A 25,914-nucleotide genomic window follows, 5' to 3' on the forward strand; every position below is an offset into this window, starting at 1 on the left:
CTCATGCAAAACCAACCCCGCACCCTTGCGATCGCAACGCCCTTCGGCAGCGCGGTCGACCGCGGCACCACCCACCGTGTGCTGCGCAACACCTACGCGCTGCTGTCGCTAACGCTGCTGTTCAGCGCCGCCGTCGCCTGGGCCGCCGTGGCCTTCAGCCTGCCGGCGCCGGGCCTCATCATCACGCTGGTGGCCTACTTCGGCCTGCTCTTCGGCATCCACAAGCTGAAGAACAGCGGCATGGCCGTCGGCTTGGTGTTCGCGCTGACCGGCTTCATGGGCTGGACGCTCGGCCCCCTGCTGACCCGCACGCTGTCGCTGCCCTCCGGTGGCCAGGCCGTGATGCTGGCGCTGGGCGCCACGGGTGCCGTGTTCTTCGCGCTGTCGGCCTATGCCACGACCACCAAGCGTGACCTGTCCTGGATGGGCGGCTTCCTGTTCGCCGGCATGATCGTTGCGGTGCTGGCCAGCCTAGCAGCGGTCTTCCTGCAGATCCCGGCGCTGTCGCTGACCGTCTCCGCCGTCGTCGCCCTGCTGTCGGCCGGCCTGATCCTGTTCGAGACCAAGCAGATCGTGGACGGCGGCGAAACCAACTACGTGCTGGCGACCGTCAGCCTGTTCGTGTCCATCTTCAACCTGTTCACGAGCCTGCTGCATCTGTTCGGCTTCATGGGTTCGGACGACTGACGTTCGGTAGCCCCCGTTGACAGGCGCGCCCCACCTCGGTGGGGCGCGCCTTTTTGGTTGACGTTAACGTCAATTGAGCGGCCTAGAATCCGTCTCCGATCAAGGAGACAAGCCATGACCGATCTCGCCGCCGACTACAAGGCACTGGCCGAGTACCGCCCGACCCACAAGGTCCGATTCGTCACCGCCGCCAGCCTGTTCGACGGGCATGACGCCGCCATCAACATCATGCGGCGCATCCTGCAGGGCATGGGGGCAGAGGTCATCCACCTCGGCCATAACCGCTCGGTGGACGAGGTCGTCACGGCAGCGTTGCAGGAGGATGCGCAAGGCATCGCCATCTCTTCCTACCAGGGCGGGCACGTCGAGTACTTCAAGTACATGACGCAGCTGCTGAAGGAACGCGGCGGCGAGCGCATCCAGGTGTTCGGCGGCGGCGGCGGCGTCATCGTGCCGGCCGAGATCCGCGAACTGGCCGAGCACGGCGTGCGCATCTTCAGCCCCGAGGACGGCCAGCGCATGGGGCTGCAGGGAATGATCGGCGAGATGGTCATGAAGGCCGACCAGGACTTCAGCGTGCATGCGCCGAAGAGCCTGTCTTCAATCACTGGTCACTCCGAATCTGCGTGGCGTTCGTTGGCGCAGCTGCTGACGGCGCTGGAGAACGGCAAGGCCGAGGAATCAATCGTCGACGCGCTGCGTTCGCAGGCCAAGGCGATCAAGACGCCCGTGCTCGGCATCACCGGCACCGGCGGCGCCGGCAAGTCCAGCCTGACCGATGAGCTGATCCGCCGCCTGCGCCTGGACCAGGGTGACGCGCTGCGCGTGGCGCTGATCTCCATCGACCCGTCACGCCGCAAGAGCGGTGGCGCGCTGCTGGGCGACCGCATCCGAATGAATGCGATCAGCCCGTGGTCGCAAGGCCAGCGGGTGTTCATGCGCAGCCTCGCCACGCGCGACTTCGGCAGCGAAATCTCCCCCGCCCTCCCAGACGTCATCGCCGCCGCCAAGGTCGCCGGCTTCGATCTCGTCATCGTCGAGACCTCCGGCATCGGCCAGGGCGACGCGGCCATCGTGCCGCTGGTCAACGTGCCGATGTATGTGATGACGCCCGAGTTCGGCGCCGCCAGCCAGCTCGAGAAGATCGACATGCTGGACTTCGCCGAGTTCGTCGCCATCAACAAGTTCGATCGCAAGGGCTCGCTGGACGCACTGCGCGACGTCGCCAAGCAAGTGCAGCGCAACCGCGAGGCGTTCACGGTGATGCCGGACACGATGCCGGTGTTCGGCACCATGGCGAGCCGCTTCAACGACGACGGCGTGACGGCGCTGTATCAAGCGCTGAAGGCCCGCCTCGCCGGCCTCGGCCTGCCCATCACCGAAGGCCGCCTGCCGCTCGTCAACACCCGCCACAGCACCCACCAGACCCCCATCGTGCCGGCCAACCGCGTGCGCTACCTGGCCGACATCTGCGAGACCGTGCGCGGCTACAAGGCCCGTGCGCGCAAGCAGGCCGCGCTGGCCCGCGAGGTCCAGCAGCTGGAAGCCAGCCGCGCAATGCTGCAGGCCGCCAACCCCGACAAGCAAGGCGCCCGGGCTGCTTTGGGTGACCTGGCCGAGCAGCGCCGCAGCAAGCTGGACGGCGACGCGCGCCAGCTGCTTCAACAGTGGCCCGACATGGTGAAGGCCTACGCGGGCGACGAGTACGTCGTGAAGATCCGCGACAAGGAGCTGCGCACCGCGCTCGTTACGCAAAGCCTCTCGGGCACCAAGATCCGCAAGGTCGTGCTGCCGGGCTACGAATGCCACGGCGAGCTGCTGAAGTGGCTGATGCTGGAGAACGTGCCTGGCAGCTTCCCCTACGCGGCCGGCGTGTTCGCGTTCAAGCGCGAGGGCGAGGACCCGACCCGCATGTTCGCCGGCGAAGGCGATGCCTTCCGCACCAACCGCCGCTTCAAGCTGGTCAGCGAAGGCCTGCCCGCCAAGCGCCTGTCCACCGCCTTCGACTCGGTCACGCTGTACGGCGCCGACCCCGCGCCGCGGCCCGACATCTACGGCAAGGTGGGCAACTCCGGCGTGAGCATCGCGACGCTGGACGACATGAAGGTGCTGTACGACGGCTTCGACCTTTGCAGCCCGACCACGTCGGTGTCGATGACGATCAACGGCCCGGCGCCGTCGATCCTGGCGATGTTCATGAACACCGCCATCGACCAGAACCTCGCCAAGTTCCGCGCCGACAACGGCCGTGAGCCCACCGCAGACGAAGCCGCCAAGATCAAGGACTGGGTGCTGGCCAATGTGCGCGGCACCGTGCAGGCCGACATCCTGAAGGAAGACCAGGGCCAGAACACCTGCATCTTCTCGACCGAGTTCTCATTGAAGGTCATGGGCGACATCGCCGAGTACTTCGTGCATCACAACGTGCGCAACTTCTACTCGGTGAGCATCTCGGGGTATCACATCGCCGAGGCGGGTGCGAACCCGATCAGCCAACTCGCCCTGACGCTGTCGAACGGCTTCACCTTCGTGGAGGCCTACCTGGCGCGCGGCATGCACATCGACGACTTCGCGCCCAACCTGAGCTTCTTCTTCAGCAACGGAATGGACCCGGAATACACCGTGCTCGGCCGCGTCGCCCGCCGCATCTGGGCCATCGCCATGCGCGACCGTTACGGCGCGAATGAGCGGAGTCAAAAACTCAAATACCACGTGCAAACCTCGGGCCGCAGCCTGCACGCGCAGGAGATCGCCTTCAACGACATCCGCACGACGCTGCAGGCGCTGATCGCCGTTTACGACAACTGCAACTCGCTGCACACCAACGCCTACGACGAGGCGATCACGACGCCCACCGACGAGAGCGTGCGCCGCGCGATGGCCATCCAGCTCGTCATCAACCGCGAGTGGGGCCTGGCCAAGAACGAGAACCCGAGCCAAGGCGCCTTCATCATCGACGAGCTGACCGAGCTGGTCGAAGAGGCGGTGCTGCAAGAGTTCGAGCGCATCAGCGAACGCGGCGGCGTGCTCGGCGCGATGGAAACCGGCTACCAGCGCGGCCGCATCCAGGAAGAGTCGATGCACTACGAGATGCTCAAGCACACCGGCGAATACCCCATCATCGGCGTCAACACCTTCCGCAACCCGCATGGCGAGACCGTGCCGGAGCACATCGAGCTGGCACGCTCGACGGATGAAGAGAAGCAGTCGCAGCTGGCGCGGCTGGCCGAGTTCCAGGCCCGCCATGCGGCTGAGGCACCGGCCATGCTGGCGCGGCTGCAGCAGGCCGTCATCGAGAACCGCAATGTCTTCGACGTGCTGATGGACGCCGTGCGCGTGTGCTCGCTCGGCCAGATCACCGGCGCGCTGTTCGAGGTGGGCGGGCAGTACCGGCGCAGCATGTGAACAAGATATCTTCCTTGCTAATTGAGCACTTGTCGCTCAAAATGCAATGATGATTGATCGCCGCACCGAAGCTCGTTTGGCCGAACGCATGGCGCGCTCGCCGGCCGTGCTGCTGCTCGGGCCGCGCCAGGTGGGCAAGAGCACGCTGGCTCAAACCGTGGCGGCCAGCCAGCCCGGCGCGGTGATGCTGGACCTGGAGCGCGCCTCGGACCGCGCCCAGCTGGCCGAGCCCGAGCTGTTCTTCGCCCGCCACCGCGACCATCTCGTCGTGCTCGACGAGGTGCAGCTCATGCCCGAGCTGTTCAGCGTGCTGCGCCCCGAGATCGACGCCCTGCGCCGGCCCGGGCGCTTCCTGATGCTGGGCTCGGCCTCCGGTGAACTGCTGCGTCAAAAAAGCGAGAGCCTGGCCGGCCGCATCAGCTACCTGGAGCTGCCGCCGGTGCTGGCGCTGGAGCAGCCCGACTCCTTGGGCGCACTGCAGCAGCTGTGGCTGCGTGGTGGCTTCCCGCTCAGCCTGCTGGCGCCCGACGAGGCGGCGTCGTTCGGCTGGCGGCAGGACTTCATCGAGAGCTTCCTGCTGCGCGACCTGGCGCAGATGGGCGTCAAGGTGGCGGCCGAGAGCCTGCACCGCTTCTGGCGCATGCAGGCCCATCTGCAGGGGCAGCAATTCAACGCATCGGCGCTGGGCGCGTCGCTCGGCGGGCTGGCGCACACGACGGTGGCGCGCTACCTGGACACGCTGGTGGACGCGCTGATGCTGCGTCGCCTGGAACCCGTGCTACCCAACCTCGGCAAGCGGCTCATCAAGTCGCCCAAGGTCTATGTGCGCGACAGCGGCCTCGTGCATGCGCTGCTGGGCGTGCAGGACCTGGACGCGCTGCAGGGTCACCCCATCGTCGGCGCGTCCTGGGAGGGCTTCGTCATCGAGCAGGTGGCCGCTGCCGTTGCCGAGGTGATGCCGGAAGCGCAACTCGGCTACTACCGCACGGCCGCCGGCACGGAGCTGGACGTCGTCATCGAGCAAGGCAGTCGCCGGCTGGGGCTGGAGATCAAGTTCTCGGCCGCACCCAAGGTGGGCAAGGGCTTCTGGCAGGCGCTGACCGACCTGCAGCCCGAGCGCGCGGCGGTCGTTGCGCCGGTGGCCAGGCGCTACCCACTCAAGAACGGCGTTGACGTGCTGCCGGTTCGCGAGCTTGTCGACTGGCTGGCTGGTTGAACATCAACGCGACTGGATCACCTGCATCGCCGCCTTCACGCGCAGCAGCATGGGCGACGCGCCCACCACGCTGGCGTCGAAGGGATGCAGTCGCTGGCCACCGGTCGCCGCCATGATCTTGCGCACGTACAGCCGCGTCTCGGCATACGGCGGCACGCCGAGGTAGCGGTCCACCGCGCCCTCGCCGGCGTTGTACGCGGCCAGCGCCAGCATCACATCGCCCTCGAAATAGGCCAGCAGCCAGCGCAGATAGGCCATGCCGCCGCGTATGTTCTGCGCGGGATCGCTGAGGCGCGTGACGCGAAATCGCGCGGCGGTGCCGGGCATCAGCTGCATCAGGCCCTGCGCCTTCTTGGGCGACTCGGCCAGCGGGTCGAAGTTGGATTCCTGCGCCATCAATGCGAGCACCAGCGCGGGTGCGAGCTGGTACTCGGGCGCCAGCAGCTTCACGTAGTTGACGATGGCCGGTGGCGCCTGCGGCGGCAGCGGCAGCGTGGCCCACAACGAGATGGGCTTGGCGCCGCGCGCGGGCTGCGGCGGAGCGACGGGCAGCGGGTCGGTCTCGGGTGGGCGCAGGCAGGGCGGCGGGTCGCCCAGCGGCGTGCCGCCCATGCGGGCGAGCATGTTCTGCGCTTGGTCCATGCCCTGCTCGGCCGCAGCCGCGAACATGTGGGCCGCCTCGGCATCGTTGCGCTGGATGCCGCGTGCGTTGGTCAGCATCCAGCCCAGGCTGTACTGCGCCTCGGCGTCGCCGTAGCGCGAGGCTCGGCAATAGAGCTTGGCGGCGGCCACCTCGTCGCGCTTCATGCCGTCGCCATACTCCAGCGCCTTGGCCTCGTGGCGCCAACGCTCCACCTGGGCGGGCACCACCGGCCCACGCTCGCCGGGCGGCATGGTGGGGCGGGGCAGTTGCTCCAGCGTCAGCTGCGGCAGCTGCGCTATGGCCGAAGAGCCGGCAAGAAACAGGGGCAGCAGCAGGCGTCGCAAGGGTCGGTCCGGAGGGGTCAGGCGGGGGCCGAAAGTCTAGACTGGCGACCCACCCCTTTGCCGCGAGTGCCCATGCCCACGCTCGACCCACGCATCGACAGCTATCTCGCCGGCGTGCCGGCATTCGCGTTGCCCATCCTGCAATGCCTGCGCGAGGACGTGCACGCGGCCTGCCCCGATGTCGTCGAGACGATCAAGTGGAGCCGGCCTCATTTCATGCTCAACGACAAGCTGCTGTGCGGCATGTCGGCCTTCAAGGCGCACTGCACCTTCAGCCTCTGGGAGCGCGAGGGCGCACCCGAAGGCAAGGCCGGCGCGATGGGCGATTTCGGCCGCATCGAGAGCGCGACCGACCTGCCCTCGCGCACTGAGCTCCGCAAGCAGATCAAGGCAGCCGCCGCGCTACTACAGGCCGGCGCACCGCGCGCGCAAAAGCCCAACCGCGAGCCGCGTGCGCAGCTGGACATGCCGGCCGATTTCGCCGCCGCGCTCGCCCAGGTCAAGGCGGCCCAGCAGCACTACGACGCCTTCGCGCCGAGCAAGCAGCGCGACTACCTGGAGTGGGTGCTGGAGGCCAAGCGCGAGGACACGCGCGCCAAGCGCATCGCGCAAGCCGTGGCGTGGCTGGCCGAGGGCAAGTCGCGGAACTGGAAGTACGAGAGTTGCTAAGGCGACGCCGAAGAAGTCCCCGTGATGCAGAACGCCCTGGTTTGGGATGAACTGCAAGGCGCAAGCCGCAGTCATAACTGGCTATCCGCGAGGCTTGTGCAGGCGGTGCCCAGGCCGGCAGACGCGCAGGCGGAGCCGGGGAGATTCATCCGGTCGCGGTTTGAGGCGTGTCAGCGCAAGGGCTCAGCCCGACGGCCTCGCGGGCGGCTGAGCGAGGCTAACGCTAGCGGGGCCGGCCTATTTCTCCAGCGACGCGAGTAAGTCGGGCAGGCCTGCAATGCCGCTTCGCGCCTTGCGGGTCAAGGCGTTGGATTCCTGCCCCAGCGCTCCTCGGATCTGTGCCATTGCATTTGCCGCTCAGCGCCCGTCGCGCCGAAGCGCAGAACGGTAAGGCTTTGTTCAGCCTGGTTAACGGCGCAAGGATTGCTCACAGCTCGCTACGTTTGCTCTGGAAGGACTGCCTAAAGTCGCGGCTCCTTCTTCTCCACGAGTCCACCAATGTCGAGACTTTCGCCCCTGATCGTCGCCAGCAGTGTCCTGTTGCTGAGCGCTTGCGCCACCAAGGATTTCGTCAGAGAGACCGTCGCTCCGGTGCAGACCAGTGTGGACAGCCTCGGCACCCGTGTGCAGGCGCATGACGATAGCCTCAAGGCTGTGGATCGCCGGCTGCAAGGCAGCGACGCGCGCATTCAGACGCTGGAGCAGGAGGCTGCGGCGCGCGCCCAGGCCGCCATGAATCTGCCCGCGCCTCCCGGCCTGCTGATGAGCACCGTGCTGACCGACGACAAGATCAAGTTCAGCTCGGGCCGCGCCCAGCTCACCGAGCAGGCCGGCCAGGAACTCGATCAACTCGTCGCCAAGCTCAAGGCCGACGACAAGCCGGTGTTCGTCGAAATTCAGGGCCACACCGACGCGACCGGCAGCGACGCGATCAACCAGCAACTGGGCCTCAAGCGAGCCGAAGCCGTGCGCATGCACCTGGCCCGTGCCGGCCTGCCGCTGGCGCGCATGGCAACGATCAGCTACGGCGAATCTGCGCCGCTGGCCGACAACAACACCCGCGATGGCCGCAGCACGAACCGGCGTGTTCAGCTGATCGTGATGCGCTGAGCTGGACGGGAGCCTCGGGCTCTCGCTCGGCATCGCCACTGTTCGGTGAGCGCGTTGCGCCGGGGCACCCGAGCAGTCCTCGCATCGTCTTCATCAGCGAGTTGACGGCGTAGACGAGCGGCGCCGGCCCCACGTCAGGCGGGGCGGGCAACGGCGCCAGGTCTTGCGCGGAGCGGGCCGAGCGGGTCAAGAGCGGACCGCACCGGCGCCCGCCAGCACGCGGTCGTAGGTTGGCATCCCTGCTCCTTATCGCCTGGATGCTGCCACTGCTCAAGCTCGTCTTGCGCGCTGGGCTAAGGTTGCGCCTGTGATGATGAACCGGCGCAACCTGCTCACCCTGCCCGCCTTGACACTGATGCCCGCGATGCCCGCCTTTGCCGCCGCGCCGCCGCGCTTCCTGCACGTCGGCACCTACGCGCCGCTGGGCCAGGGCGTCTACAGCTTCGCCATCGCCGCCGACGGCGCCTTGAAGCCCCTCTGCGTCACGGCCAACGCCGGCAGCCCCAGCTGGCTGCTGGCCGCCAATGGCCGCGTCTACGCCGCCGAGGAAGGCGCCCACCACGTTGCCGTCTACGCGCAGGACGACGCCGGCCGTCTGAGCCTGCTGCAGCGCGAACCCAGCGGCGGCCACAGCCCCGCGCAGCTGTCCCTCAGCGCGGGCCGCGTCTGGGTGGCGCACTACGCCGACGCCCGCTTCGCCGCGCTGCCGCTGGGGGCCGACGGCCGCCTCGGCGCTGCGCAGAGCTGGCCCAGTTGCGTCGGCCCGGATTGCCGGCCCGGCCCGCAGCGCGCCGCCAAGGCCCCGCCCGGCAGCCAGGCCAGCAGCGGCCACGACGCGCCGCACGCGCACATGATCCAGGCCAGCCCCGACGGCCGCTGGCTGCTCGGCACCGACCTCGGCCGCGACCGCCTGCTCGTCTGGCCGCTCACCGCCGCCACGCCGGGCGCCGCAACGCACGAACTGGCCCTCAGCCCCGGCTCGGGCCCGCGCCACTTTGTCTTCCACCCGCAGGACGCCGGCCTCGTCTATGTGCTGCAGGAGGAGTCGTCGACGCTGACCACCGTCGCGCTGACGCCCGACGGCCCGCGCCTCGTCGACGAGATCAGCGTGCTGCCGAGCGGCTTTGCCGGCACCAGCTACGCCTCCGACCTGCTCGTCGCGCCCGGCGGCTGGCACCTCTACGCGTTCAACCGCCTGCACGACAGCCTGGCCGTCATCGCCCTGGCTGAGGCGCGCAGCCCAAGACTGCTGGACCACCACTGGGTGCACGGCAGCTACCCGCGCAGCGCCTGCATCGCAGGTGCCCACCTCTACGTGTGCAACCAGCGCAGCGACCAGCTCAGCCACTTCGACCTGAGCCGACCCGAGGCGCCGCGCTTCACCGGCCGGCAGACGGCGGTGCCCAGCCCGGCGGGGGCCTGTTCGCTCTAGACTGAGGCGATGAAGCTCGCCGCCCTACCCGCCCTCCTCCTGCTCGCCACAACGGCGGTTGCCACCGCCGAGCCCATCGGCTCCGTCGACACGGCCTTCAAGCTCATCGGCCCCGATCACAAGATCGTTGTCGACGCCTACGACGACCCCAAGGTACAGGGCGTGGCCTGCTATGTGTCGCGGGCCAAGACGGGCGGCATCAGCGGCGCCATCGGCCTGGCCGAAGACAAGGCCGAGGCCTCCATCGCCTGCCGCCAGGTCGGCCCCATCGTCATCACCCAGCCGCTGCCTCGGCAGGAAGAGGTCTTCAACGAGCGCATCTCGCTGGTGTTCAAGAAGCTGCGCATCGTGCGCATGGTGGACGCGCCGCGCAACACGCTGGTCTACCTGACCTACTCCGACCGCCTCATCGACGGCTCGCCCAAGAACAGCGTCACCGCCGTGCCGGTCGGCCGCGAGACGCTCATCCCCGTCAGGAAATGAAGCCCCTCGCCCAAGGCGTACCTTGGCCGGCCTTGCAGGCCGCGCTGCGGCTCTCGCCACAGCCCTTCGGCAGGCACTTCGCGCCCACTGGGCGCAATGTGTCCGGCCTCAGCCCCCGGGGGGACGGCAATGCTCGCAGCATTGAGCCGCGAGCACATCGCCAGCGCGGTCCGGCTTGGGAGAGGCCCGGCGCTCGGCCCGGAACCCAGGAGCCACAAGCATGAGCTTCGCCGACGCCCTGTTCGCGCTGATGCCCGTGCAGGCGCTGGCCGCCGCGCTGGTGCTCATCACGCTGGTGGGCTGGCGTGGCGCCAATGCGGGCGGGCGCTGGGCGCAAGTGGGCATGGTGGCGCTGGGCCTGGGTCTGGCGCTGTCCAGCCCCGCGCTGGGCCAACACTTCACGGTGCCGCATGGCGTGCGCAGCCTTGGCCTGGGCCTCACCAGCCTGGGCCTGTCGGCGCTGTGGTGGGCGCTGGGCCTGTGGCTCACGCCGCGCGCCGGGCTATGGGCCATGGCGGCGGTGCCCGCAGCATTGACGCTCGGCCATGCCCTGCTGTGGGCCGACCGCACGGCGGCGCAGACGTTGGCGGACCTCGTGCTCGGCGCCCAGCTCGTCTGGCTCGGCGTGGCGCTGACCCTGCCCGGCCGCACCGCCGTGCTGCAGGGCCTGAACAGCCGGCGTTGGCGCCTGCTGGGCCTGGCGGCCGTGCTGCCGCTGCTGGCGGCCATGCTCTTCCGCGCCGCCGCCACGCTGCAGGCGCTGCCGGGTGACGCCTCGCCCTGGCCCGACCTGCTGCTGGCGCTGGCCGGCCAGCTCGCGCTGCTGCTGGCCCTGCCCATGCTGCTGCTGGCCTGGCGCGGCCAGACCGAGGCCGAGCTGGCCCGCCTGGCCCAGACCGACGGCCTGACCGGCCTCACCGACCGCGCCGCCTTCACGACACGCTCGGTTGACATGATCTCCATGGCGCGGCGCTTCGACGAACCGCTCGCGCTGGTCGCGCTGGACCTGGACAACTTCGCCACGCTGCAGTCCGAACACGGCGTGGACTTCGCCGACCGCGCCCTGGCGCTGTTCGCGGCCTGCGTGCAGGCCCAGATGCGCCTGGGCGACCTGGCCGGCCGCCTGGCGGGCGAGCAGTTCGGCGTGCTGATGGCGCGCTGCCTGCCCGAAGGCCCACAGGCGCTGGACCAACGCCTGCGCAAGGCCCTGGCGGACCGGGCACCGGCCGAACTGGGCATGAACCTCTCCTTCAGTGCCGGCTGGGCCAAGCTGCGCCCCGGCGACCGCGGCCTGCCCGACCTGCAGCGCCGCGCCGAGACGGCGCTCTACGAAGCCCAGCGCGCCGGGCGCGGGCAATTGATGGCCGAGCCGGGTGTGGCGGACTGATCAGCGCGGCCGGCGGCGGAGTCTTCGCTAGGGTTTGCTGACGCTGTGTCGGCCTTCTCCGACACGCCGAGGCGTTGATCGCCGATGCGAAACAAAGGGCTGCTCGCCGATCCTCGGGGTGCGACATCACCTACTGGAGCACCCGATGGCCGAGCTGAGCACCCATTCCGAGACCGCTACGACGGCCACCCAGACGAACCGCATGCTGCTGTCGTCGCTCACGCGCTGGTGGTCACCCGCCGAAACGTCGTCTTCCGTCGACCCGGAGCTGGGCTATGAGTCGGCTCTGCCGTGGACGATGGACGCACCGGACGGCAACGCCTACGACTGAGCCGCTCAACCGTCGGGCCATCGGCCCTCACGCTGCACAAGCGCCCGCCCCGGCTTGACCGGCGCGGGCGTTGTGTTTACTGGATCAACCCGTTCTTCAGCGCGTAGTAGGTCAGGTCGCTGTTGGTGGCCAGCTTGAGCTTCTCCAGCACGCGGGTGCGGTAGGTGCTGACGGTCTTGACGCTGAGGAACAGCGCCTCGGCGATGTGGCCCACGGTCTCGCCCTGGGCCAGGCGCAGGAAGACCTGGAACTCGCGCTCCGACAACAGTTCGTGCAACGCCTTGTCGGCACCGCTGCCGCCCGCGGCGCCACCGACGACGCTGTCGGCCAGTTGCTCGGCCACGGCCGGGCTGATGTAGCGCCGCCCGCGTGACACGAGCCGGATCGCGTTGGCGATCTCGTCCGGGTCGCATTCCTTGTTCAGGTAGCCGCTGGCGCCCTGGCGCAGCAGCGTCGTGGCGTAGTGCGCCTCCGGGAAGCCGCTGAGGATGAGCACGGGCAGCTCGGGGAAACGCGCCTTAATGGCCGCCAGTGCGTCCACACCGCTCTGGTCGGGCATGGAGATGTCCAGCAACAGCACGTCGACATCGCCGCGGCGCGCCATCTCCAGGGCCTCGTGGCCGCTGGCGCCTTCGCCGGTGACGCGCAGATCCACATGGTCGGACAGGAATTGGCGCAGTCCGGTGCGCACGATGGCGTGGTCGTCAACGATGCCGATGCGGATCATGGTGGGCCTGTTGTTGGAGGTGGTGAGTCAGCGTAGCAGCGCGCCCGGCCGAGCGGCAGAGGCGGGCGTCCTACAACGACGCCAGCCGAGTCCTACACGCCGCCCCGCCACGGGACTATCCCACCGCAGGGCCGCTGCTCCGATAGTCGCTTCACGGCCCCAGCGCCGCCATCAGCAACACAAGGAGTTCCAAATGCTTAAGAAACCCGTCCTGACCCTGGCCCTCGCCGCCGCCCTCGTTGCCACGCTGGGCGCCACCAGCGGCTGTGCCGTGTCCCGCAATCAGGAAACCGTCGGCGCCTACGTCGACGATGCCGCCCTGACGACGCGCGTCAAGGCCAAGTTCGCCGCTGACCCCACCGTCAGCGCCATGTCCATCAGCGTCGAGACGATGAAGGGCACCGTGCAGCTGTCGGGTTTTGCCAAGAGCACCGATGAACGGTCGATGGCTGAGAAGTTGGCGCGGGAGACCTCGGGGGTCGTCGCTGTGCGCAACGACATCGCCGTCAAGCAGTAAGCAGGAAGCCGTCGCGCGGCTAGGACAAGTCCTACGGCGCGACGGGCTGCTGGCGCCACCGGCCCGGTGCTCACGCAGTTCATACTTGACCCCATTCACGCCACACCGCTGCCGTCGGGCCATGCCAGCACTCAGAGCCTTCATCGTCGAAGACAGCCCGGTCATCCTGGAGAACCTGGTCGCCACGCTCGAAGAGCTGGCCCAGGTGGAGGTAGTCGGGTCGGTCGCCGACGAGGCAGGCGCCGTTCGCTGGATGAGCCGGGACCCGGACGCCAGTGCGGATCTCTTCATCGTTGACATCTTCCTGCGCTCCGGCACCGGCCTGGGCGTGCTGCAGGCGGCGCAGAAGTTGGGTTTGCGTGCGCGGCGTGTGGTGCTCACCAACTACGCCACCGATGAAATGCGGCGGCGCTGCGTCAGCCTCGGCGCCGAGCGCGTGTTCGACAAGAGCCGTGAGCTGGATGACCTCATCGCCTACTGCGCCGAGCTGGCCGAAGGCACGGACCCACGCCCCGCTGCCGCAGCCAGTTGATCCCGGTGCTGCGTCATCTCGACCCCTGGCTGGAAAGCGCGCCCCGCAACCGTGGCATCGCCGTACTGTGCGCGGCGCTCGCCGCAGCGGCAGTCATGGGTGTCAGCGAAGCCGCCTACTGGGGCGCTGATCAAGCCCTCGCGCAGTCCCAGGCCCGCCATATCGCGCGCGACAACAGCCTGCGTTTGCGCGAACTGCTGACCAGTGCCGAGACCGCCCAGCGCGGTTTCTTGCTGACCGGCCGGGACGACTACCTGGCCCCCGTGCAACTGGCCGAGCGCGAGTTGCCCGCCGTGCTGCAGCGGCTGCGCGGCCAGTACGAAAGCTCCGACTGGGCGGCCCTCGTGGCCGACGCCAGCCGGCGCGCCAACGAGAAGCTGTCCGAGCTGCAGCTGGTCATCAAGCTCTACCGCGACGGCAACATGCCGGCCTGGCAGGGGCTGGTGGAGTCCGACATCGGCCGCGAAAAGATGCAGGCCGTGCGCGATGCCGTCAGCCAGCTCGACCGCCACGAACTCGGGCAGATCGCCCTCGAACGCGACGCCGTCTACCGCTCCCTGACCTACGGGCGCCTCGGCGTGCACGGGCTGACGGTGCTCAGCCTCTTCGGCCTGGCCATCTTCCTGCGCCGCAACGAGGCCTTGCACAAGGCGCGCCGGCAACACTCCAACGAGTTGGCTCAGGAGCGCGACCGGCTGGACGGCGAAGTGGCCCGCCGCACCGCCGAGCTGACCGAGCTGGCCCGCCACCTGCAGACCGTGCGCGAGGACGAGCGCGCCCATCTGGCCCGCGAGCTGCACGACGAGCTCGGTGCGCTGCTCACGGCCGCCAAGCTCGACGTCGCCCGCATCCGCCGCATGACCAAGACGGCGCCCGACATCGACGAACGCCTCAAGCACATGAGTTCCCTGCTCGACCAGGGCATTTCGCTGAAGCGCCGCATCATCGAAGACCTGCGGCCGTCGGCGCTGTCCAACCTCGGCCTGACGCCGGCGCTGGAGATCCTGACGCAGGAGTTCGCCCAACGCTCCGGCCTGCAGCTCAGCCTGGAGCTGGATGAACCCCCCACCGACGACGGCGACCGCCTGGCCCTGTACCGCCTGGTGCAGGAGGCGCTGACCAATGTGCTGCGCCATGCCAAGGCCAAGCACGTGCGCGTGTCGCTCGGCGAGGCCGATGGCTGGCTGCAGCTGCAGATCCGCGACGACGGCCAGGGCTTCAACCCCGACGCTGTGGGCGCCGGCCACCATGGCCTGCTGGGCATGCGCTACCGCATCGAGAGCCTGGGCGGCACGCTGCAGCTGCTGTCCGCGCCCGGCCGCGGCACGCTGGTGCTGGCGCGCCTGCCACGCCGCGCCGAGCCCGAAGTGGATATCGAGCCGGCCGCCGAACCGGCCGCCTGAAGTCCTACAGGCCAAGCCTGCGCGCGCCGACAGGGCGGCGAAGAGCCGCCCGCCACACTGGCCTCGAGTCTTTCAGCAAGGAGGCCCCCATGCGGTTCCCGACATCCACGCATTCCGAGGGCTGGCACACCCATCTTCATCAGCTGCACTTCGGGTCGCATGACAGCCATTTGTCCACGTCACGCGAACGCCGCGGCCTGAACGTGCTGATCGCCATCGCGGTCGTCGGTGGCCTGCTCGCCAGCAGCGCGCTGGCCATGGCCGACGATCCCCGCCCGCTCGACGTGCAGCTCGCCAGCGCCATGCGAGAGGCCGGTACGACGCTGAAAGCCTGGGAACAGCAGCTGTCGCGCGGCCTGCAGGTCTCGCTGCGCGCCGTGGCCGACGGCAGGGAAGCACCCGCCTTGAAACCCAAGCCGGCCAGCGCCCAGTTGGCGCCCGCCAGGCCCTAAACCGTCACCGGCTCCTGCGCCGCCGCCAGCAGCCCGGCGATCGGCTCGGGCCGGTGCAGCAGGAAGCCCTGCACTTCGCCCACGCCCAGGCGCACCAGCTCCAGCAGCACCTCCGGCGTCTCTACGCACTCGGCCACCGTCGTCAGGCCCAGCGTGCGGGCCACGTCGACGAAGCTGCGCACGGCCACCTGGTCGAGCGGGTCGCTCATCAGCGAGCGGATGAACTGGCCGTCGATCTTGAGCACGTCCACCGGCAGCGCCTTCAGGTAGCTGTACGACGACGCACCCGCGCCGAAGTCGTCCAGCGCGATGCGCGCGCCGAGCGCCCGCATCTGCGTGATGAAGCGCGCCGCGTCGGTCAGCCGCGTGATGACGGCCGTTTCGGTGATCTCCAGGCACAGGGCCCGCGCGCGCTCAGGGCCTAGCTCCAGCAGCAGCGCCCGCGCCTCCTGATGGAAGACCGTGTCCTGCAGCGTCAGGCCCGACAGGTTGACCGACAGCGAGGCAATCTGCGGCGGCCCTTCGCGCTGCAGCAGGGCCACGGCTTGGCGCAGCACCCAGCGGTCGATGCGCGGGGCAATGTGGAAGCGCTCGGCGGCCGGCATGAAGGCCGTTGGCGGCACGCGGCTGCCGTCGCGCTCGCGCAGGCGCAGCAGCAACTCGCCCCGCAGCAGGCCGTCGTCTTCGTCACCCTGGGCCGGCAGCACGCGCTGCAGGTCGAGCTCGAAGCGCTCCTCGTCCAGCGCCTGCTGCAGCCGCGTGGCCCAGCGGTGCTCGCTCTGGTGGGCGCGCAGCGTCGCATCGTTGGGCGACCAGACCTGCACGCGGTTGCGGCCCTGCTCCTTGGCGATCATGCAGCAGGCATCCGCCTCGCGCAGCGCCGCCTCGGCGTTGGGCCAGCGGCCGTCCAGCGGTGCCACGCCGATGCTGGCGCCGATGCGAAAGCTCTGCTCGCCGTGCACATGGCGGAACTGGTCCAGCGTGTCGCAGAGCTTCTGCGCGACGTGCAAGGCCTCTTCCAGCGAGCAGTTCTCCAGAATGGCCGCGAACTCGTCCCCGCCCAGGCGGGCGACGGTGTCGCGGCTGCGCACACCAGCCTCCAGGCACTGGGCAACCTGGCGCAGCACCTCGTCACCGTCGGCGTGGCCGCAGTGGTCGTTGATGAGCTTGAAGCGGTCCAGGTCCAGCGCCAGCAGCGCGTGCTGGCTACCGTCTCGACTGGCGCGCTCGAAGGCACGCGCCAGCCGCTGGCCGAACTCCGCGCGGTTGACGAGACCGGTCAGGCCGTCGTGGCTGGCGCGCCAGCGGATCTCGTCGAACTGCCGGCGCTGCTGCGTCACGTCACGGAAGACCAGCACCGCGCCCAGCACCCGGCCGCCCTTGCCGCGTATGGGCGCGACCGAGTCGTCCACGGCGCGTTGCTCGCCGTCCCGCCCCTGCAGCACGGTGCCCGGCGGCAGCTGCGTCGGCAGGCCGCTCGCCAGGCATTGCTGAACCGGATCGGGCAGCGGTTCGACGCCGTCCTCGCGCCGCGCCTGGAAGACGCGGCTGGCCGGCTGGCCGCGCGCCTCCTCGGCCGTCCAGCCCGTCAGCCGCTGCGCCACGGGGTTGAGCCAGGTCACGCGGCCGTGGGCGTCGGTCGTCAGCACCGCATCGGCAATGGACTGCAGCGTCACCTCCAGCAACTCGTGCTGCTCTTCGAGCTGCTGCTGCAGTTCGCGCTCCTCGCTGACGTCCCAGCAGACGCCCGACAGGCGCAGCGCCTGGCCGCTGGCGTCGCGCAGCAAGCGGCCCGAGCCGCGCAGCACATGGGTGCTGCCATCCGGCCAGAGGACCCGCCATTCGCCGTCGAACTGCGGATTGCCATCCCGGGCATCGCGCAGCGACTGCAGCGCGGTGCGACGGTCCTGCGGGTGCACGCGCCGCTGCCAGGCGACGGCCGTGATGCGTTGGCCGTGCGGCGCTTCGCCGTGCAGCCGCCACATGGCGTCGTCCCAGGTCAGCTCGCCGTGGCGAGATCGCTGCAAATCCAGCTCCCACACGCCGATGCCGCCGCCGTGCGTGGCCAAGTCCAGGCGCTCCAGCGTGCGCTCCAGTTCCGCGCGCACGCCGGCCGGCTCTGTCACGTCCTGCATGACGACGCCCACGCGCGCGCGCTCGCCGGCCGGCCCGCTGTCCAGCCCGCCCACCACACGCAGCACGCGCGGGCCGCGTTCGCCGGCGTCGCAAGGCAATTCGATGTCCCAGCCCAGGCCCTCGGCCGCCGCCCGGCGCAGCGCGGCGTCCAGCATCGCGGCGCCGTCGGGCCCGAAGCGGGCCAGCAGGCCGCCCAGCGTCGGCACCCGGCCGGCGTGCAGGCCCAGCAGGTCGCAGGCGGAGTCGGACAGCACCAGGGCCTCGGTGTCGGCCTGCCATTCCCAGGCGCCCACGCCGGCCAGCCGGCTGCAGCGCTCCAGGAAACGTGCGTTCTGCGCCAGCGCCTGCTCGACGGCAGCCGGGGGCTGGGAGTCGCTCATCAATCATTGCTCCAAGCAAAGGACGGGCAAGCTTGATGCCAACGCCGCACCTGCCGCGTCGGCGGCACGGGGGCAGCCTTGTAGGACAAAGTCCTGTCTGCCCTTTGTTACTGCGGCACGGCCAACGGTGGGGCGGTCGCTCGCGTTCAATCGTTCAATACGTACAAGCTACGTACAAGCAAGGAGCCCCTCATGACTCACCCCCACCCCTCCCTCACCCGCTGTCTCGCCCCGGCCGTGTTCGGTCTGGCCGCGCTGGCCGCCCTGCCCGCGAGCGCCACCGACGTGGGCGTGTCCATCGGCTTCAGCCAGCCCGGCGTCTATGGCCGCGTCGACATCGGCCGCTACCCGCAGCCGGTGCTGGTGGCGCCGCGCCCCGTGGTCATCGGCCGCTACGCCGATGTGCAGCCGGTCTACCTGTGGGCACCGCCCGAGCACCGCCGTGACTGGCGGCACCACTGCAGCCAATACGGCGCCTGCGGCGCGCCGGTGTACTTCGTGGACGACGGCTGGTACCGCCGCACGGTCGTCGTGCAGCGCAACGACGACCGTGCCTGGCGCCGCGACGGCGGTGAGTGGCATGGCGAGCAGAAGCATCACCACCCTCACGACCATGACCGCGGTCGCGGTCGCGGTCATGGTCATCGCGACTGATCGGGCGGGCGACAAGCCACTATGCGTCTGGGGCCGGACAGCGCAGCCTGCACGACCCAGGCGGCCGGCTTGGGTCAGCTCGCCTTGACGCGTTCAGCCACGAAGGCCTGGTAGGTACGCAGCGGGCGGCCGAGCAACTGCGCCAATTGCTGCGCGGCGCCGTCGGCCGCGATCTGACCGAGCTGCTGGATGCGGCTCATCATCAGGCGCAGGTCGTAGGCCATCCAGCCTGGCGCGTTCTGCGCCAGCTGCGCCTCGAAGGCCTGCACGTCGTCACCGCCATAGTGGATCTCGCGGCCCAGCGCCTGGCCCCAGATGGCCGCTGCGGCCGGGCCGTTGATGACTTCGGGGCCCACCACTTCCAGCGGCAGGCGGGGCAGCGGCTGCGGGGCGCGGTCGCGGCGCAGCAGTTCCGCCACGGCGATGTCGGCGATGTCTCGCACGTCCACCATGGCACAGCCCTTGGCGCCGATGGGCATCGGGAACACGCCGTAGCTCTGGACAAGCGGCTGGATCTGGATGTCGTTCTGCATGAAGTAGGCCGGACGCAGGATGGTGGCCGGCAGGTCCAGGCTTTCAATCATGCGTTCCACGGTGTACTTACCGGTGAAGTGGGGCACGTCGGTGTACAGATCGGCGTTGATGACCGACAGGTAGACGATGCGCTGGATGCCGGCCTCGCGGGCCACGTTCAGCGCCTGCAGCGACTGGGTCACTTCGTCGGCCGCCAGTGCGTTCAACAGGAACAGCGTGCGGATGCCCGAGAGGGCCTGGCGCATGGAGGCGACGTTGGTGAGGTCGCCCACGACGCCCTTGACGCCAGCGGGCAGGGACAGGGTGCCGGTCTGGCGAACGAGGGCCGTGACGTCTGCCCCCTGCTGGGCCAAACGTTCGACGACGAGGGAACCGATGGTGCCGGTGGCACCGATGACGAGGATGCTCATTTGAAACTCCGTGGATGAAGACTGTGGGTAGCTCCCGGTGGGGAGTGAGCGAAAGATAGGCCGTTGCACTTCATAAACACAGACGCCAAAATCAAGACTCACTGTCTTGAATTCAAAACACATGGACCTGAATGCGCTGGTCGACTTCCACCTGGTGGCCACCCACGGCGGCTTCGGCCGCGCGAGCCGGGCCAGCCGGCGCTCCAAGGCCACGCTGTCCCGCCGCGTGGCGGATCTGGAAGAGCAACTGGGCGTGCGGCTCATCGAGCGCAGTGCCAAGGGGCTGGAACTCACGGCGGCCGGCCAGCTGCTGCTCAGCCGCACCGAAGGCCCCATGCACGAGGTGGCAGACGCCATCACCTCGGCCCGCGAGGGCACCGGCAAGGTCAGCGGCAGGCTGCGCGTCGCGGCGCCCGTGCTGTTCGCGCAGCTCGAGATGGGCAGGCTGTCCGCCGAGTTCCGGCGCCACTACCCCGACGTCACCATCGAAGTGGTGGCCGAGGACCGCGTGGTGAATCTGGTGGACGAGCAGTTCGACGTGGCGATCCGCCCCAACCCGCGCCCGGACACGACGCTCGTCGGGCGCTGCTTTGCGCAGGACCGGCTGGTGGTCGTGGCCGCGCCGTCCATCGCGATGCCTCCACCCGGCGCGACGCCGGTGCGCATGGATGCCGTCGTCAATGCCTTCCGCGACGGCGACACCTGGGCCCTCGACGACGGCAGCCTCACAGTGGAGCCGGTGCCCGTGCTGCGGTTGTCGTCGATGTTGATGATCCGGGATGCGGCGATGGCCGGCGCCGGCGTCACGCTGGTGCCTCAGTCCATCGTCTGGCAGCAACTGGCCAGCGGCGCGCTGGTGCAGTGGGGCGTCGTGGGCGGCAAGGCTGTGCAGCTCTGGGTGCTGCACACCTCACGGCGCCTGGCGAGCCCGAAGGTGAAGGCGTTCGTGGACTTCATGGCGGCTCGCTACCCCGAAGGTTCGCTGGTGCTGGGCGGCTAGGAGGCGGCTGTCAGCGCTTCGGCAACGGGTAGCTGGCGAGGCTGGCAAAACCCTTTCTCGACACCGCCTGCACGCCGAAGACGACGTTGTCCTTGGACACTGGCAACGTCACTCGTGTCGTCTGGCCGACATCCTTGAACTGCTGCCAGGCCGCTGCGTCGGTGTCGCGCCAGACGATGCGATAGCCGGCCACCTCGGGGTCGGCGCTGGCCGCCCACGCCAACGTGGTGTCGTTGGTCAGCCCGCTGGCATCCAGCCTGACGGCCTTGGGCGGCGCTGGCGCCCAGGCCAGCGTGGCCAGGCCGGCGAGGTTGGCGCGGGCGACGTCGCCGACGTAGGCGAAGTCGACGAACTCGGGCAGGTCGCCGTAAACGACACCGTTTTCGGTCCTCGGGTTCTGGTGCTGGTGCGCGAAGTTCTCGAAAGGCTCGCTGAAGCGCACGGCCGCGTAGCCGCGCTCCAGGAAGGGGATGTGGTCGCCGCCGCGCAGGTAGCGGTCGCGGCGCTGGATCAGCTGCACCGTGAAGCCGGGCATCGCGGCCTCGGCGGCGGCCTTGAGGTGGCGGCCGAGCTGGTCGGTGGGCAGGTCTTCACCGCCACCGGCTTGCAGCAGCGGCAGCAGTTCGGCTTGCATCGCCGCAATGGACTTGGCGTCGGCATCGCTGGGCAGGCGGTTCGCGTTGGCGGCGGTCAGCAGGCGCATCAGCGGGTCCAGCCCGTTGGCAAACAAGCGCAGGCGCTTGGGGTCGGATTGCCCGGCATCACCACGCGAACTGCCGACGATGTCGTTGGTGATCATGGCCTCCACGTTGAGGCCGGCCGCACGCGCCTCGCGCGCCCACTGAGCCGCACCCAGCAGCCCCTGCTCCTCGCCGGGCACGGCCATGAACACGAGGGTCGCATCGAAGGAGTGGCTGGCCATCACGCAGGCCAGCTCCATGACGGCCGCCGTGCCGGACGCGTCGTCGTTGGCGCCGGGCGATTCGCCCAGCACGTCCATCACGTCGCTGTTGCGCGAGTCGTAGTGGCCGCTGACGACCAGCGTGCGGCCCTTGCTGGCACCCCGCCCGGGCAGCGTGGCGACGATGTTGACCAGCTCGGTCGCCTGCGGCACGCGGTTGCCGGCAGGTTCGATGAAGCTCTGCTCCTCCACCTGCAGCCGCCCGCCTGCGGCCTTGGAACAGGCGGAAAGCTCGGCCGTGATCCAGCGCCGTGCCGCGCCGATGCCGCGCGTGTCGGACGCGATGTCCGACAGCGTGTGCCGGGTGCCGAAGCCGACCAACTTGCGAATGCGCGCCTCGATGCGGGCGGGGCTGACCTCGGCCAGCATGGCCTGCAGTTCATCGCCAGGCGGGGTTTGTGCGTGGGCCGTGGTGGCCAGCAGGGCAAGGATGAGAGCGGCGAGTGGAGCTTGCATGGCGAAGATTCTGCACTTGCCGCGCCGGCCGGCTTCTTCTACGCTGGCCCACCACCGAGGAGAGTCCGATGAGCGCGAGCCTGGATCCACGAGTGAGCACGATCCGAACGGTCGCGCTGGTCGGCCCCGCAGCGGCCGGCAAGACGCTGCTGCTGGACGCGCTGCTGGCGCATGCCGGCGTCATCCCGCAGGCCGGCAGCATCGAGCGCGGCAGCACCGTCTCAGACCACGATCCGCTGGAAAAGCGCCTGGGCCATTCCCTGCAGTCCAGCCTCGCCCACTTCACGCACGGCGGCATTCGCGTCCACGCCATCGACACGCCCGGCGCGCCGGACTTCTTCGGCCAGGCCCTGCCCGCACTGGAGGCGGCGGACACGGCCATCGTCGTCATCAATGCGCAGAACGGCATCGAGCTGATGGCCCAGCGCCTGCTGACCACCGCCGGCGAGCGCGGGCTGGCGCGGCTCATCGTCGTCAACAAGATCGACTGCCCGGAAGTGGACCTGCCCGCGCTGCTGGCCCAGATCCGCGAGGTCTTCGGCAAGGAGTGCCTGCCGCTCAACCTGCCCGCCGACGGCAGCCAGCGCGTTGCCGATTGCTTCTTCGCGGCGTCAGGGGAAGCCGATTTTTCGTCAGTGGCCGACGCGCACCGCGCGCTGGTGGAGCAGGTCGTGGAGGTCGACGCGGCCTTCGTCGACCGCTACCTGACCGACGGCGACGTCGACCCGCGCGAGCTGCACGCGCCGCTGGAGCAGGCGCTGCGCGAGGGCCACCTCATCCCGGTCTGCTTCTGCTCGGCCAAGACCGGCGCGGGCATCGGCGAACTGCTGAACGCCATCGAGCTGCTGATGCCCAACCCGGCCGAAGGCAACCCGCCACCCTTTCTTGAAGGCAAGGGCACCGAGCCACAGCCCTATCCCGCCCGGCCCGACCCGGCGGCGCACGTGCTGGCCCACGTCTTCAAGATCGTGGCCGATCCCTATCTCGGCAAGATGGGCGTCATGCGCGTGCACCAGGGCCGCGTCGCCAAGGGTGGCCTGATCTTCGTCGGCCATGCGCGCAAGCCGATTCGCGTGGGCCATCTCTTCATGCTGCAGGGCGCGAAGCACGTGGAGATCGACGAGGCGCTGCCGGGCGACCTCTGCGCCATTGCCAAGGTGGACGACCTGGCCTTCGACGCCGTGCTGCACGACGCGCAGGAGGACGAGCACATCTACCTGAAGCCGTTGGACTTTCCGACGCCCGTGCACGGTCTGGCCATCAGCCCCGCGCGGCGCGGTGACGAGCAGAAGCTGTGGGAGGTGCTGGCGCGGCTGGTGGACGAAGACCCCTGCCTGCGCATCGAGCAGGCCGGTGAAACGCACCAGACGTTGGTCTACGGCCTGGGCGAGCTGCACCTGCGTCTGCTGCTGGATCGGCTGCACGACCTCTACAAGGGCGAGGTGCTGACCGAGCCGCCGCGCATCGCCTACCGCGAGACGGTTTCTCAAGCGGCCGAGGGCCATTTCCGCCACAAGAAGCAGAGCGGCGGCGCGGGCCAGTTCGGCGAGGTTTATCTGCGCGTGGAGCCGCTGGAACGCGGCGCGGGCTTCGAGTTCGTAGACGCGGTGAAGGGCGGCACGATTCCCGGCCAGTTCATGCCCGCCGTCGAGAAGGGCGTGCGGTCGGCCCTTGCCACCGGCGTCGTCGCCGGCTACCCGCTCGTCGACCTGCGCGTCGTCGTCTACGACGGCAAGCACCACTCGGTGGACAGCAAGGAGATCGCCTTCGTCACCGCCGGCCGCCGCGCGCTGATCGAGGCCGTGCGCGAGGGCAGGCCGCTTGTGCTGGAGCCCATCGTGCAGGTCGAGATCACCGCGCCCGAGCACGGCATCGGCGACATCACCGGTGACCTCGCCTCACGCCGCGGCCAGGTCAACGGCACGCGCGCCGCCGTGCCGGGCAGCCTCATCGTGCAAGGCCTGGCGCCGCTGGCTGAGCTGGCCAGCTACCAGACGCGGCTGAACGCGATCACCGCTGGCGAGGGGCGCTACACGCTCGTGCTGTCGCACTACGAGGCCGTACCGCCGAACACCCAGGCTGCCCTCGTCGGCGCCTACAAAGGGCACGACGAGAACGACTGAGAGTCAGTGCTTGGCGGTGGTCTTCTTGGCTGCAGGCTTCGCCGCCTTGGCCTCGACCTCGGTCTCGGTGTGCATCACGCACAGCCACTCGCCGTCCTTGCGCAGCCAGACGGACGAGTCCGCCATCTCCTGCTCGATTTCTTCGGACTTGCCGCGCTGCGCCATCGCCTGCTTGACGCGGTAGGTCAACACGGCGGTGTCGGCATTGGGGTGCGTGACGTGCATGTCGCTGAGCTTGAACGACTTGATCACCATGCTGCCCTTCTCGGCCATCTCGCGGTACTGCTCGTGGTTGAACTCCATCGCGCCGTGCGAGCTGACCATCACGGACGGCTCGGCCAGCATGGCCAACGCGGTGTCGGTGTCCTCGTCCACCATGGACTGCCAGAACTTCTTTTCCAGGGCGATGAGGGTGCTGTCTGCGGTACTCATGTCGATCTCCTTCAGAGGTCAAAGATTGACTATGGGCGCCGACCGCAGCGAGGTCAGTAGGAGGTCGCAGCCCAGCCCGGTCGGCGCACTCCTACGGCCGGCCCAAAGGTGAAGACTCATTTATCATGGCCGACCATGCCCAGCGCCAATCGCGACGTCGCGCAGATCCGTTTGGACAACGCGCTGCGCCTGTTCGAAGAGTTCGTCAGCGCCACCATCAAACACCCCGACGCCGCCACCCTGCGTGGCCTGGAGGGGCGCTTTGCCGAGCGGCTGCAGATCCAGCCCAGCTACTGGAGCCAGATCAAGGGCCGCTCGCGCCAGATCGGCGAGCGCCTGGCGCGCCAGTTCGAGCAGCTTTGCCACAAGCCACCGGGCTGGATGGACATCGAGCACGGCGCCGTGTCCGCCGCAGCACCGGCCACTGCGGCGCCCGCGCCTGCAGAGGTGTCCTCCAGCTTGCCTCAGGACGACGACGAACGCTTCATCGTCGGCCTGGTGCTGACCTACTACCGCCGCCACCCGCAGCGCGCTCGCACGCGGCTGCTGGACCTGCTCGGCGAAGTGCTGACACCCACCGCCACGCCGGCACCGGCGCCGGTGGCCAAGCCTGCGCCCAGCGCGCAGGCCGAGCTGGACGAGTGGCGCAAGCTGCAGTCGCGCATCGCGCCACTCAAACCCAAGAAACGCTGATCGACATGCGCCGTCGTCATTGGACGGCGGCCACCCTCCACGTTAGGGGTGTTGGATAAAAGCTGCTTGCGCAAGAGCAACGTTTGTTTATCATTTGCGCAAGTCGTGCTGCTGAAGTCCAGCGCACACGGCGAGGTCGCACCACCCCAAGCCCCCTGACCGCCCGGCCCCGCTTGCCTCGAGCGCAAGCCCCGAGCACCCCAAACCTTGTTTGCAAATGCTGGCCCATCCCGGGCGAGCCGCTGCATTGCCCGCCGCTCACCGCGGCACCCACCGGAGCCCACCATGCCCCAGTTCACCTCGCCGCGCCCCATGCGGATCAACACGCCCAAACCGCGCAATCCGCTCGTCGCCCCGGCCCACAAACGCCAGGCCGGCCGACATCAAAGCCCCAACGACGCCCACGCGCAACGCCAGCAAGCCCGGCTTGAACTGCGCAGCCTGCTGCGCGACCGCTACCCGGACGAAAGCCCCTGACACCCCCGGCCCGCACGCCCTCTCATCCATGTCATGAGGGCCGGGGCCACAAGGAGACCCTCATGAGATTGATCGAGCTGAGCGGCCCCGACGCCGCCGAAACCCACGATGCCTGGGCCCGCCGCTGGGTTCGCATCCGGCGCGCGGCCCGCGCCATCCGGCTGGTGTTCTCACCCGCCTATCGCCGGCGCCGGGCCCGTCACAAGCACCTGGAGTTCTACGCCGAAGCCGGTGCACCCGAAGGGGCGCTTTACGTCGATGGCGTGTTGACGGCCCAGCTGGACGGCATCCGCAGGCTGTGAATTGAGGCTCAAAACGGG

General features: G+C 69.2%; 25 protein-coding genes. 19 read left to right on the forward strand and 6 right to left on the reverse strand.

Annotated elements, in window-relative coordinates; genetic code table 11:
* Positions 1-3 precede the first annotated feature (3 nt).
* From ABIS05_RS21275 to ABIS05_RS21285, 3 genes are all read left to right on the forward strand, one after another.
* The gene (locus ABIS05_RS21275; RefSeq protein WP_348014091.1) at positions 4-687 is read left to right on the forward strand and encodes a Bax inhibitor-1/YccA family protein; all 684 of its coding nucleotides are present in this window, start codon (positions 4-6) and stop codon (positions 685-687) included.
* Between the two features lie 114 nt (positions 688-801).
* Positions 802-4,092, forward strand: coding sequence for a fused isobutyryl-CoA mutase/GTPase IcmF (gene icmF / locus ABIS05_RS21280; protein WP_348014092.1), 3,291 nt, complete (start codon positions 802-804; stop codon positions 4,090-4,092).
* 49 nt (positions 4,093-4,141) lie between these two features.
* Positions 4,142-5,308, forward strand: coding sequence for an ATP-binding protein (locus ABIS05_RS21285; protein WP_348014093.1), 1,167 nt, complete (start codon positions 4,142-4,144; stop codon positions 5,306-5,308).
* A 3-nt stretch (positions 5,309-5,311) separates the two neighbouring features.
* On the opposite strand, the gene ABIS05_RS21290 is transcribed toward ABIS05_RS21285, so the two are convergent.
* Positions 5,312-6,295, reverse strand: a complete 984-nt coding sequence (locus tag ABIS05_RS21290; RefSeq protein ID WP_348014094.1) for a transglycosylase SLT domain-containing protein — start codon at positions 6,293-6,295, stop codon at positions 5,312-5,314.
* A gap of 72 nt (positions 6,296-6,367) precedes the next feature.
* Here ABIS05_RS21290 and ABIS05_RS21295 point away from each other — a divergent pair, with 72 nt between their 5' ends.
* The 6 genes from ABIS05_RS21295 to ABIS05_RS21320 all read left to right on the forward strand — a co-directional run bounded on the left by ABIS05_RS21295 (position 6,368) and on the right by ABIS05_RS21320 (position 11,707).
* Positions 6,368-6,964 (forward strand): YdeI/OmpD-associated family protein, encoded by a 597-nt coding sequence (locus ABIS05_RS21295; protein WP_348014095.1) that lies wholly within the window; start codon positions 6,368-6,370, stop codon positions 6,962-6,964.
* 498 nt (positions 6,965-7,462) lie between these two features.
* Positions 7,463-8,074, forward strand: coding sequence for an OmpA family protein (locus ABIS05_RS21300; RefSeq protein WP_348014096.1), 612 nt, complete (start codon positions 7,463-7,465; stop codon positions 8,072-8,074).
* A gap of 313 nt (positions 8,075-8,387) precedes the next feature.
* A complete protein-coding gene (locus ABIS05_RS21305; protein WP_348014097.1) occupies positions 8,388-9,506 on the forward strand; it encodes a beta-propeller fold lactonase family protein in 1,119 nt (372 codons plus the stop codon).
* Positions 9,507-9,515: 9 nt separating this feature from the next.
* Positions 9,516-9,989: a CreA family protein gene (locus tag ABIS05_RS21310; RefSeq protein ID WP_348014098.1), complete on the forward strand. Its 474-nt coding sequence runs from the start codon at positions 9,516-9,518 to the stop codon at positions 9,987-9,989.
* A gap of 220 nt (positions 9,990-10,209) precedes the next feature.
* Positions 10,210-11,376, forward strand: coding sequence for a GGDEF domain-containing protein (locus ABIS05_RS21315; protein ID WP_348014099.1), 1,167 nt, complete (start codon positions 10,210-10,212; stop codon positions 11,374-11,376).
* 118 nt (positions 11,377-11,494) lie between these two features.
* The gene (locus ABIS05_RS21320) at positions 11,495-11,707 is read left to right on the forward strand and encodes a hypothetical protein (protein WP_348014100.1); all 213 of its coding nucleotides are present in this window, start codon (positions 11,495-11,497) and stop codon (positions 11,705-11,707) included.
* A 76-nt stretch (positions 11,708-11,783) separates the two neighbouring features.
* Here ABIS05_RS21320 and ABIS05_RS21325 read toward each other — a convergent pair whose 3' ends face one another.
* Complete coding sequence (locus tag ABIS05_RS21325) at positions 11,784-12,434, reverse strand: response regulator transcription factor (RefSeq protein WP_348014101.1); 651 nt, start codon at positions 12,432-12,434, stop codon at positions 11,784-11,786.
* Between the two features lie 193 nt (positions 12,435-12,627).
* Between ABIS05_RS21325 and ABIS05_RS21330 the strand changes: the two genes are divergently transcribed.
* From ABIS05_RS21330 to ABIS05_RS21345, 4 genes are all read left to right on the forward strand, one after another.
* The gene (locus tag ABIS05_RS21330) at positions 12,628-12,951 is read left to right on the forward strand and encodes a BON domain-containing protein (RefSeq protein ID WP_348014102.1); all 324 of its coding nucleotides are present in this window, start codon (positions 12,628-12,630) and stop codon (positions 12,949-12,951) included.
* A 121-nt stretch (positions 12,952-13,072) separates the two neighbouring features.
* Complete coding sequence (locus tag ABIS05_RS21335; protein ID WP_348014103.1) at positions 13,073-13,483, forward strand: response regulator; 411 nt, start codon at positions 13,073-13,075, stop codon at positions 13,481-13,483.
* A gap of 5 nt (positions 13,484-13,488) precedes the next feature.
* Positions 13,489-14,886, forward strand: a complete 1,398-nt coding sequence (locus tag ABIS05_RS21340; protein ID WP_348014104.1) for a CHASE3 domain-containing protein — start codon at positions 13,489-13,491, stop codon at positions 14,884-14,886.
* Between the two features lie 89 nt (positions 14,887-14,975).
* On the forward strand, positions 14,976-15,338 hold the full coding sequence (locus ABIS05_RS21345; RefSeq protein WP_348014105.1) for a hypothetical protein: 363 nt from the start codon (positions 14,976-14,978) through the stop codon (positions 15,336-15,338).
* Here the strand turns inward: ABIS05_RS21345 and ABIS05_RS21350 are convergent.
* Positions 15,335-17,854: an EAL domain-containing protein gene (locus ABIS05_RS21350; protein WP_348014106.1), complete on the reverse strand. Its 2,520-nt coding sequence runs from the start codon at positions 17,852-17,854 to the stop codon at positions 15,335-15,337. The two genes, ABIS05_RS21345 and ABIS05_RS21350, sit on opposite strands and share 4 nt — an antisense overlap.
* A 192-nt stretch (positions 17,855-18,046) precedes the next feature.
* On the opposite strand from ABIS05_RS21350, the gene ABIS05_RS21355 reads away from it, so the two are divergent.
* On the forward strand, positions 18,047-18,508 hold the full coding sequence (locus ABIS05_RS21355; protein ID WP_348014107.1) for a hypothetical protein: 462 nt from the start codon (positions 18,047-18,049) through the stop codon (positions 18,506-18,508).
* Between the two features lie 74 nt (positions 18,509-18,582).
* Here ABIS05_RS21355 and ABIS05_RS21360 read toward each other — a convergent pair whose 3' ends face one another.
* Positions 18,583-19,452, reverse strand: coding sequence for an NmrA family NAD(P)-binding protein (locus ABIS05_RS21360; protein WP_348014108.1), 870 nt, complete (start codon positions 19,450-19,452; stop codon positions 18,583-18,585).
* Positions 19,453-19,573: 121 nt separating this feature from the next.
* Between ABIS05_RS21360 and ABIS05_RS21365 the strand changes: the two genes are divergently transcribed.
* Positions 19,574-20,452 carry a LysR family transcriptional regulator gene (locus tag ABIS05_RS21365; RefSeq protein ID WP_348014144.1) on the forward strand — a complete coding sequence of 293 codons (879 nt, stop codon included), beginning with the start codon at positions 19,574-19,576 and terminating at the stop codon, positions 20,450-20,452.
* A 10-nt stretch (positions 20,453-20,462) separates the two neighbouring features.
* Here the strand turns inward: ABIS05_RS21365 and ABIS05_RS21370 are convergent, their stop codons facing one another.
* On the reverse strand, positions 20,463-21,869 hold the full coding sequence (locus ABIS05_RS21370; RefSeq protein WP_348014109.1) for a M28 family metallopeptidase: 1,407 nt from the start codon (positions 21,867-21,869) through the stop codon (positions 20,463-20,465).
* A gap of 68 nt (positions 21,870-21,937) precedes the next feature.
* On the opposite strand from ABIS05_RS21370, the gene fusA reads away from it, so the two are divergent.
* On the forward strand, positions 21,938-23,992 hold the full coding sequence (gene fusA, locus ABIS05_RS21375) for an elongation factor G (protein WP_348014110.1): 2,055 nt from the start codon (positions 21,938-21,940) through the stop codon (positions 23,990-23,992).
* 3 nt (positions 23,993-23,995) lie between these two features.
* Here the strand turns inward: fusA and ABIS05_RS21380 are convergent, their stop codons facing one another.
* Positions 23,996-24,424 carry a nuclear transport factor 2 family protein gene (locus ABIS05_RS21380; protein ID WP_348014111.1) on the reverse strand — a complete coding sequence of 143 codons (429 nt, stop codon included), beginning with the start codon at positions 24,422-24,424 and terminating at the stop codon, positions 23,996-23,998.
* 135 nt (positions 24,425-24,559) lie between these two features.
* Between ABIS05_RS21380 and ABIS05_RS21385 the strand changes: the two genes are divergently transcribed.
* The 3 genes from ABIS05_RS21385 to ABIS05_RS21395 all read left to right on the forward strand — a co-directional run bounded on the left by ABIS05_RS21385 (position 24,560) and on the right by ABIS05_RS21395 (position 25,896).
* The gene (locus tag ABIS05_RS21385) at positions 24,560-25,117 is read left to right on the forward strand and encodes a hypothetical protein (protein ID WP_348014112.1); all 558 of its coding nucleotides are present in this window, start codon (positions 24,560-24,562) and stop codon (positions 25,115-25,117) included.
* 285 nt (positions 25,118-25,402) lie between these two features.
* Positions 25,403-25,594, forward strand: coding sequence for a hypothetical protein (locus ABIS05_RS21390; protein WP_348014113.1), 192 nt, complete (start codon positions 25,403-25,405; stop codon positions 25,592-25,594).
* 62 nt (positions 25,595-25,656) lie between these two features.
* Positions 25,657-25,896, forward strand: a complete 240-nt coding sequence (locus ABIS05_RS21395) for a hypothetical protein (protein ID WP_348014114.1) — start codon at positions 25,657-25,659, stop codon at positions 25,894-25,896.
* Positions 25,897-25,914: the final 18 nt, after the last annotated feature.

The organism is Roseateles sp. (genome assembly GCF_039929605.1).
In the GTDB taxonomy this organism is placed as follows: Bacteria; Pseudomonadota; Gammaproteobacteria; order Burkholderiales; family Burkholderiaceae_C; genus Pelomonas.

What these genes read in the sequence shown, in the direction of transcription:
- fusA (WP_348014110.1), top strand. Translation starts at nt 21,938, where the DNA reads ATGAGCGCGAGCCTGGATCCACGAGTGAGCACGATCCGAACGGTCGCG.
- ABIS05_RS21345 (WP_348014105.1), top strand. Translation starts at nt 14,976, where the DNA reads ATGCGGTTCCCGACATCCACGCATTCCGAGGGCTGGCACACCCATCTT.
- ABIS05_RS21355 (WP_348014107.1), top strand. Translation starts at nt 18,047, where the DNA reads ATGACTCACCCCCACCCCTCCCTCACCCGCTGTCTCGCCCCGGCCGTG.
- ABIS05_RS21295 (WP_348014095.1), top strand. Translation starts at nt 6,368, where the DNA reads ATGCCCACGCTCGACCCACGCATCGACAGCTATCTCGCCGGCGTGCCG.
- ABIS05_RS21305 (WP_348014097.1), top strand. Translation starts at nt 8,388, where the DNA reads ATGAACCGGCGCAACCTGCTCACCCTGCCCGCCTTGACACTGATGCCC.
- icmF (WP_348014092.1), top strand. Translation starts at nt 802, where the DNA reads ATGACCGATCTCGCCGCCGACTACAAGGCACTGGCCGAGTACCGCCCG.
- ABIS05_RS21330 (WP_348014102.1), top strand. Translation starts at nt 12,628, where the DNA reads ATGCTTAAGAAACCCGTCCTGACCCTGGCCCTCGCCGCCGCCCTCGTT.
- ABIS05_RS21395 (WP_348014114.1), top strand. Translation starts at nt 25,657, where the DNA reads ATGAGATTGATCGAGCTGAGCGGCCCCGACGCCGCCGAAACCCACGAT.
- ABIS05_RS21285 (WP_348014093.1), top strand. Translation starts at nt 4,142, where the DNA reads ATGATTGATCGCCGCACCGAAGCTCGTTTGGCCGAACGCATGGCGCGC.
- ABIS05_RS21275 (WP_348014091.1), top strand. Translation starts at nt 4, where the DNA reads ATGCAAAACCAACCCCGCACCCTTGCGATCGCAACGCCCTTCGGCAGC.
- ABIS05_RS21350 (WP_348014106.1), bottom strand. Translation starts at nt 17,854, where the DNA reads ATGAGCGACTCCCAGCCCCCGGCTGCCGTCGAGCAGGCGCTGGCGCAG.
- ABIS05_RS21365 (WP_348014144.1), top strand. Translation starts at nt 19,574, where the DNA reads ATGGACCTGAATGCGCTGGTCGACTTCCACCTGGTGGCCACCCACGGC.
- ABIS05_RS21310 (WP_348014098.1), top strand. Translation starts at nt 9,516, where the DNA reads ATGAAGCTCGCCGCCCTACCCGCCCTCCTCCTGCTCGCCACAACGGCG.
- ABIS05_RS21390 (WP_348014113.1), top strand. Translation starts at nt 25,403, where the DNA reads ATGCCCCAGTTCACCTCGCCGCGCCCCATGCGGATCAACACGCCCAAA.
- ABIS05_RS21300 (WP_348014096.1), top strand. Translation starts at nt 7,463, where the DNA reads ATGTCGAGACTTTCGCCCCTGATCGTCGCCAGCAGTGTCCTGTTGCTG.
- ABIS05_RS21380 (WP_348014111.1), bottom strand. Translation starts at nt 24,424, where the DNA reads ATGAGTACCGCAGACAGCACCCTCATCGCCCTGGAAAAGAAGTTCTGG.
- ABIS05_RS21325 (WP_348014101.1), bottom strand. Translation starts at nt 12,434, where the DNA reads ATGATCCGCATCGGCATCGTTGACGACCACGCCATCGTGCGCACCGGA.
- ABIS05_RS21370 (WP_348014109.1), bottom strand. Translation starts at nt 21,869, where the DNA reads ATGCAAGCTCCACTCGCCGCTCTCATCCTTGCCCTGCTGGCCACCACG.
- ABIS05_RS21360 (WP_348014108.1), bottom strand. Translation starts at nt 19,452, where the DNA reads ATGAGCATCCTCGTCATCGGTGCCACCGGCACCATCGGTTCCCTCGTC.
- ABIS05_RS21315 (WP_348014099.1), top strand. Translation starts at nt 10,210, where the DNA reads ATGAGCTTCGCCGACGCCCTGTTCGCGCTGATGCCCGTGCAGGCGCTG.
- ABIS05_RS21385 (WP_348014112.1), top strand. Translation starts at nt 24,560, where the DNA reads ATGCCCAGCGCCAATCGCGACGTCGCGCAGATCCGTTTGGACAACGCG.
- ABIS05_RS21335 (WP_348014103.1), top strand. Translation starts at nt 13,073, where the DNA reads ATGCCAGCACTCAGAGCCTTCATCGTCGAAGACAGCCCGGTCATCCTG.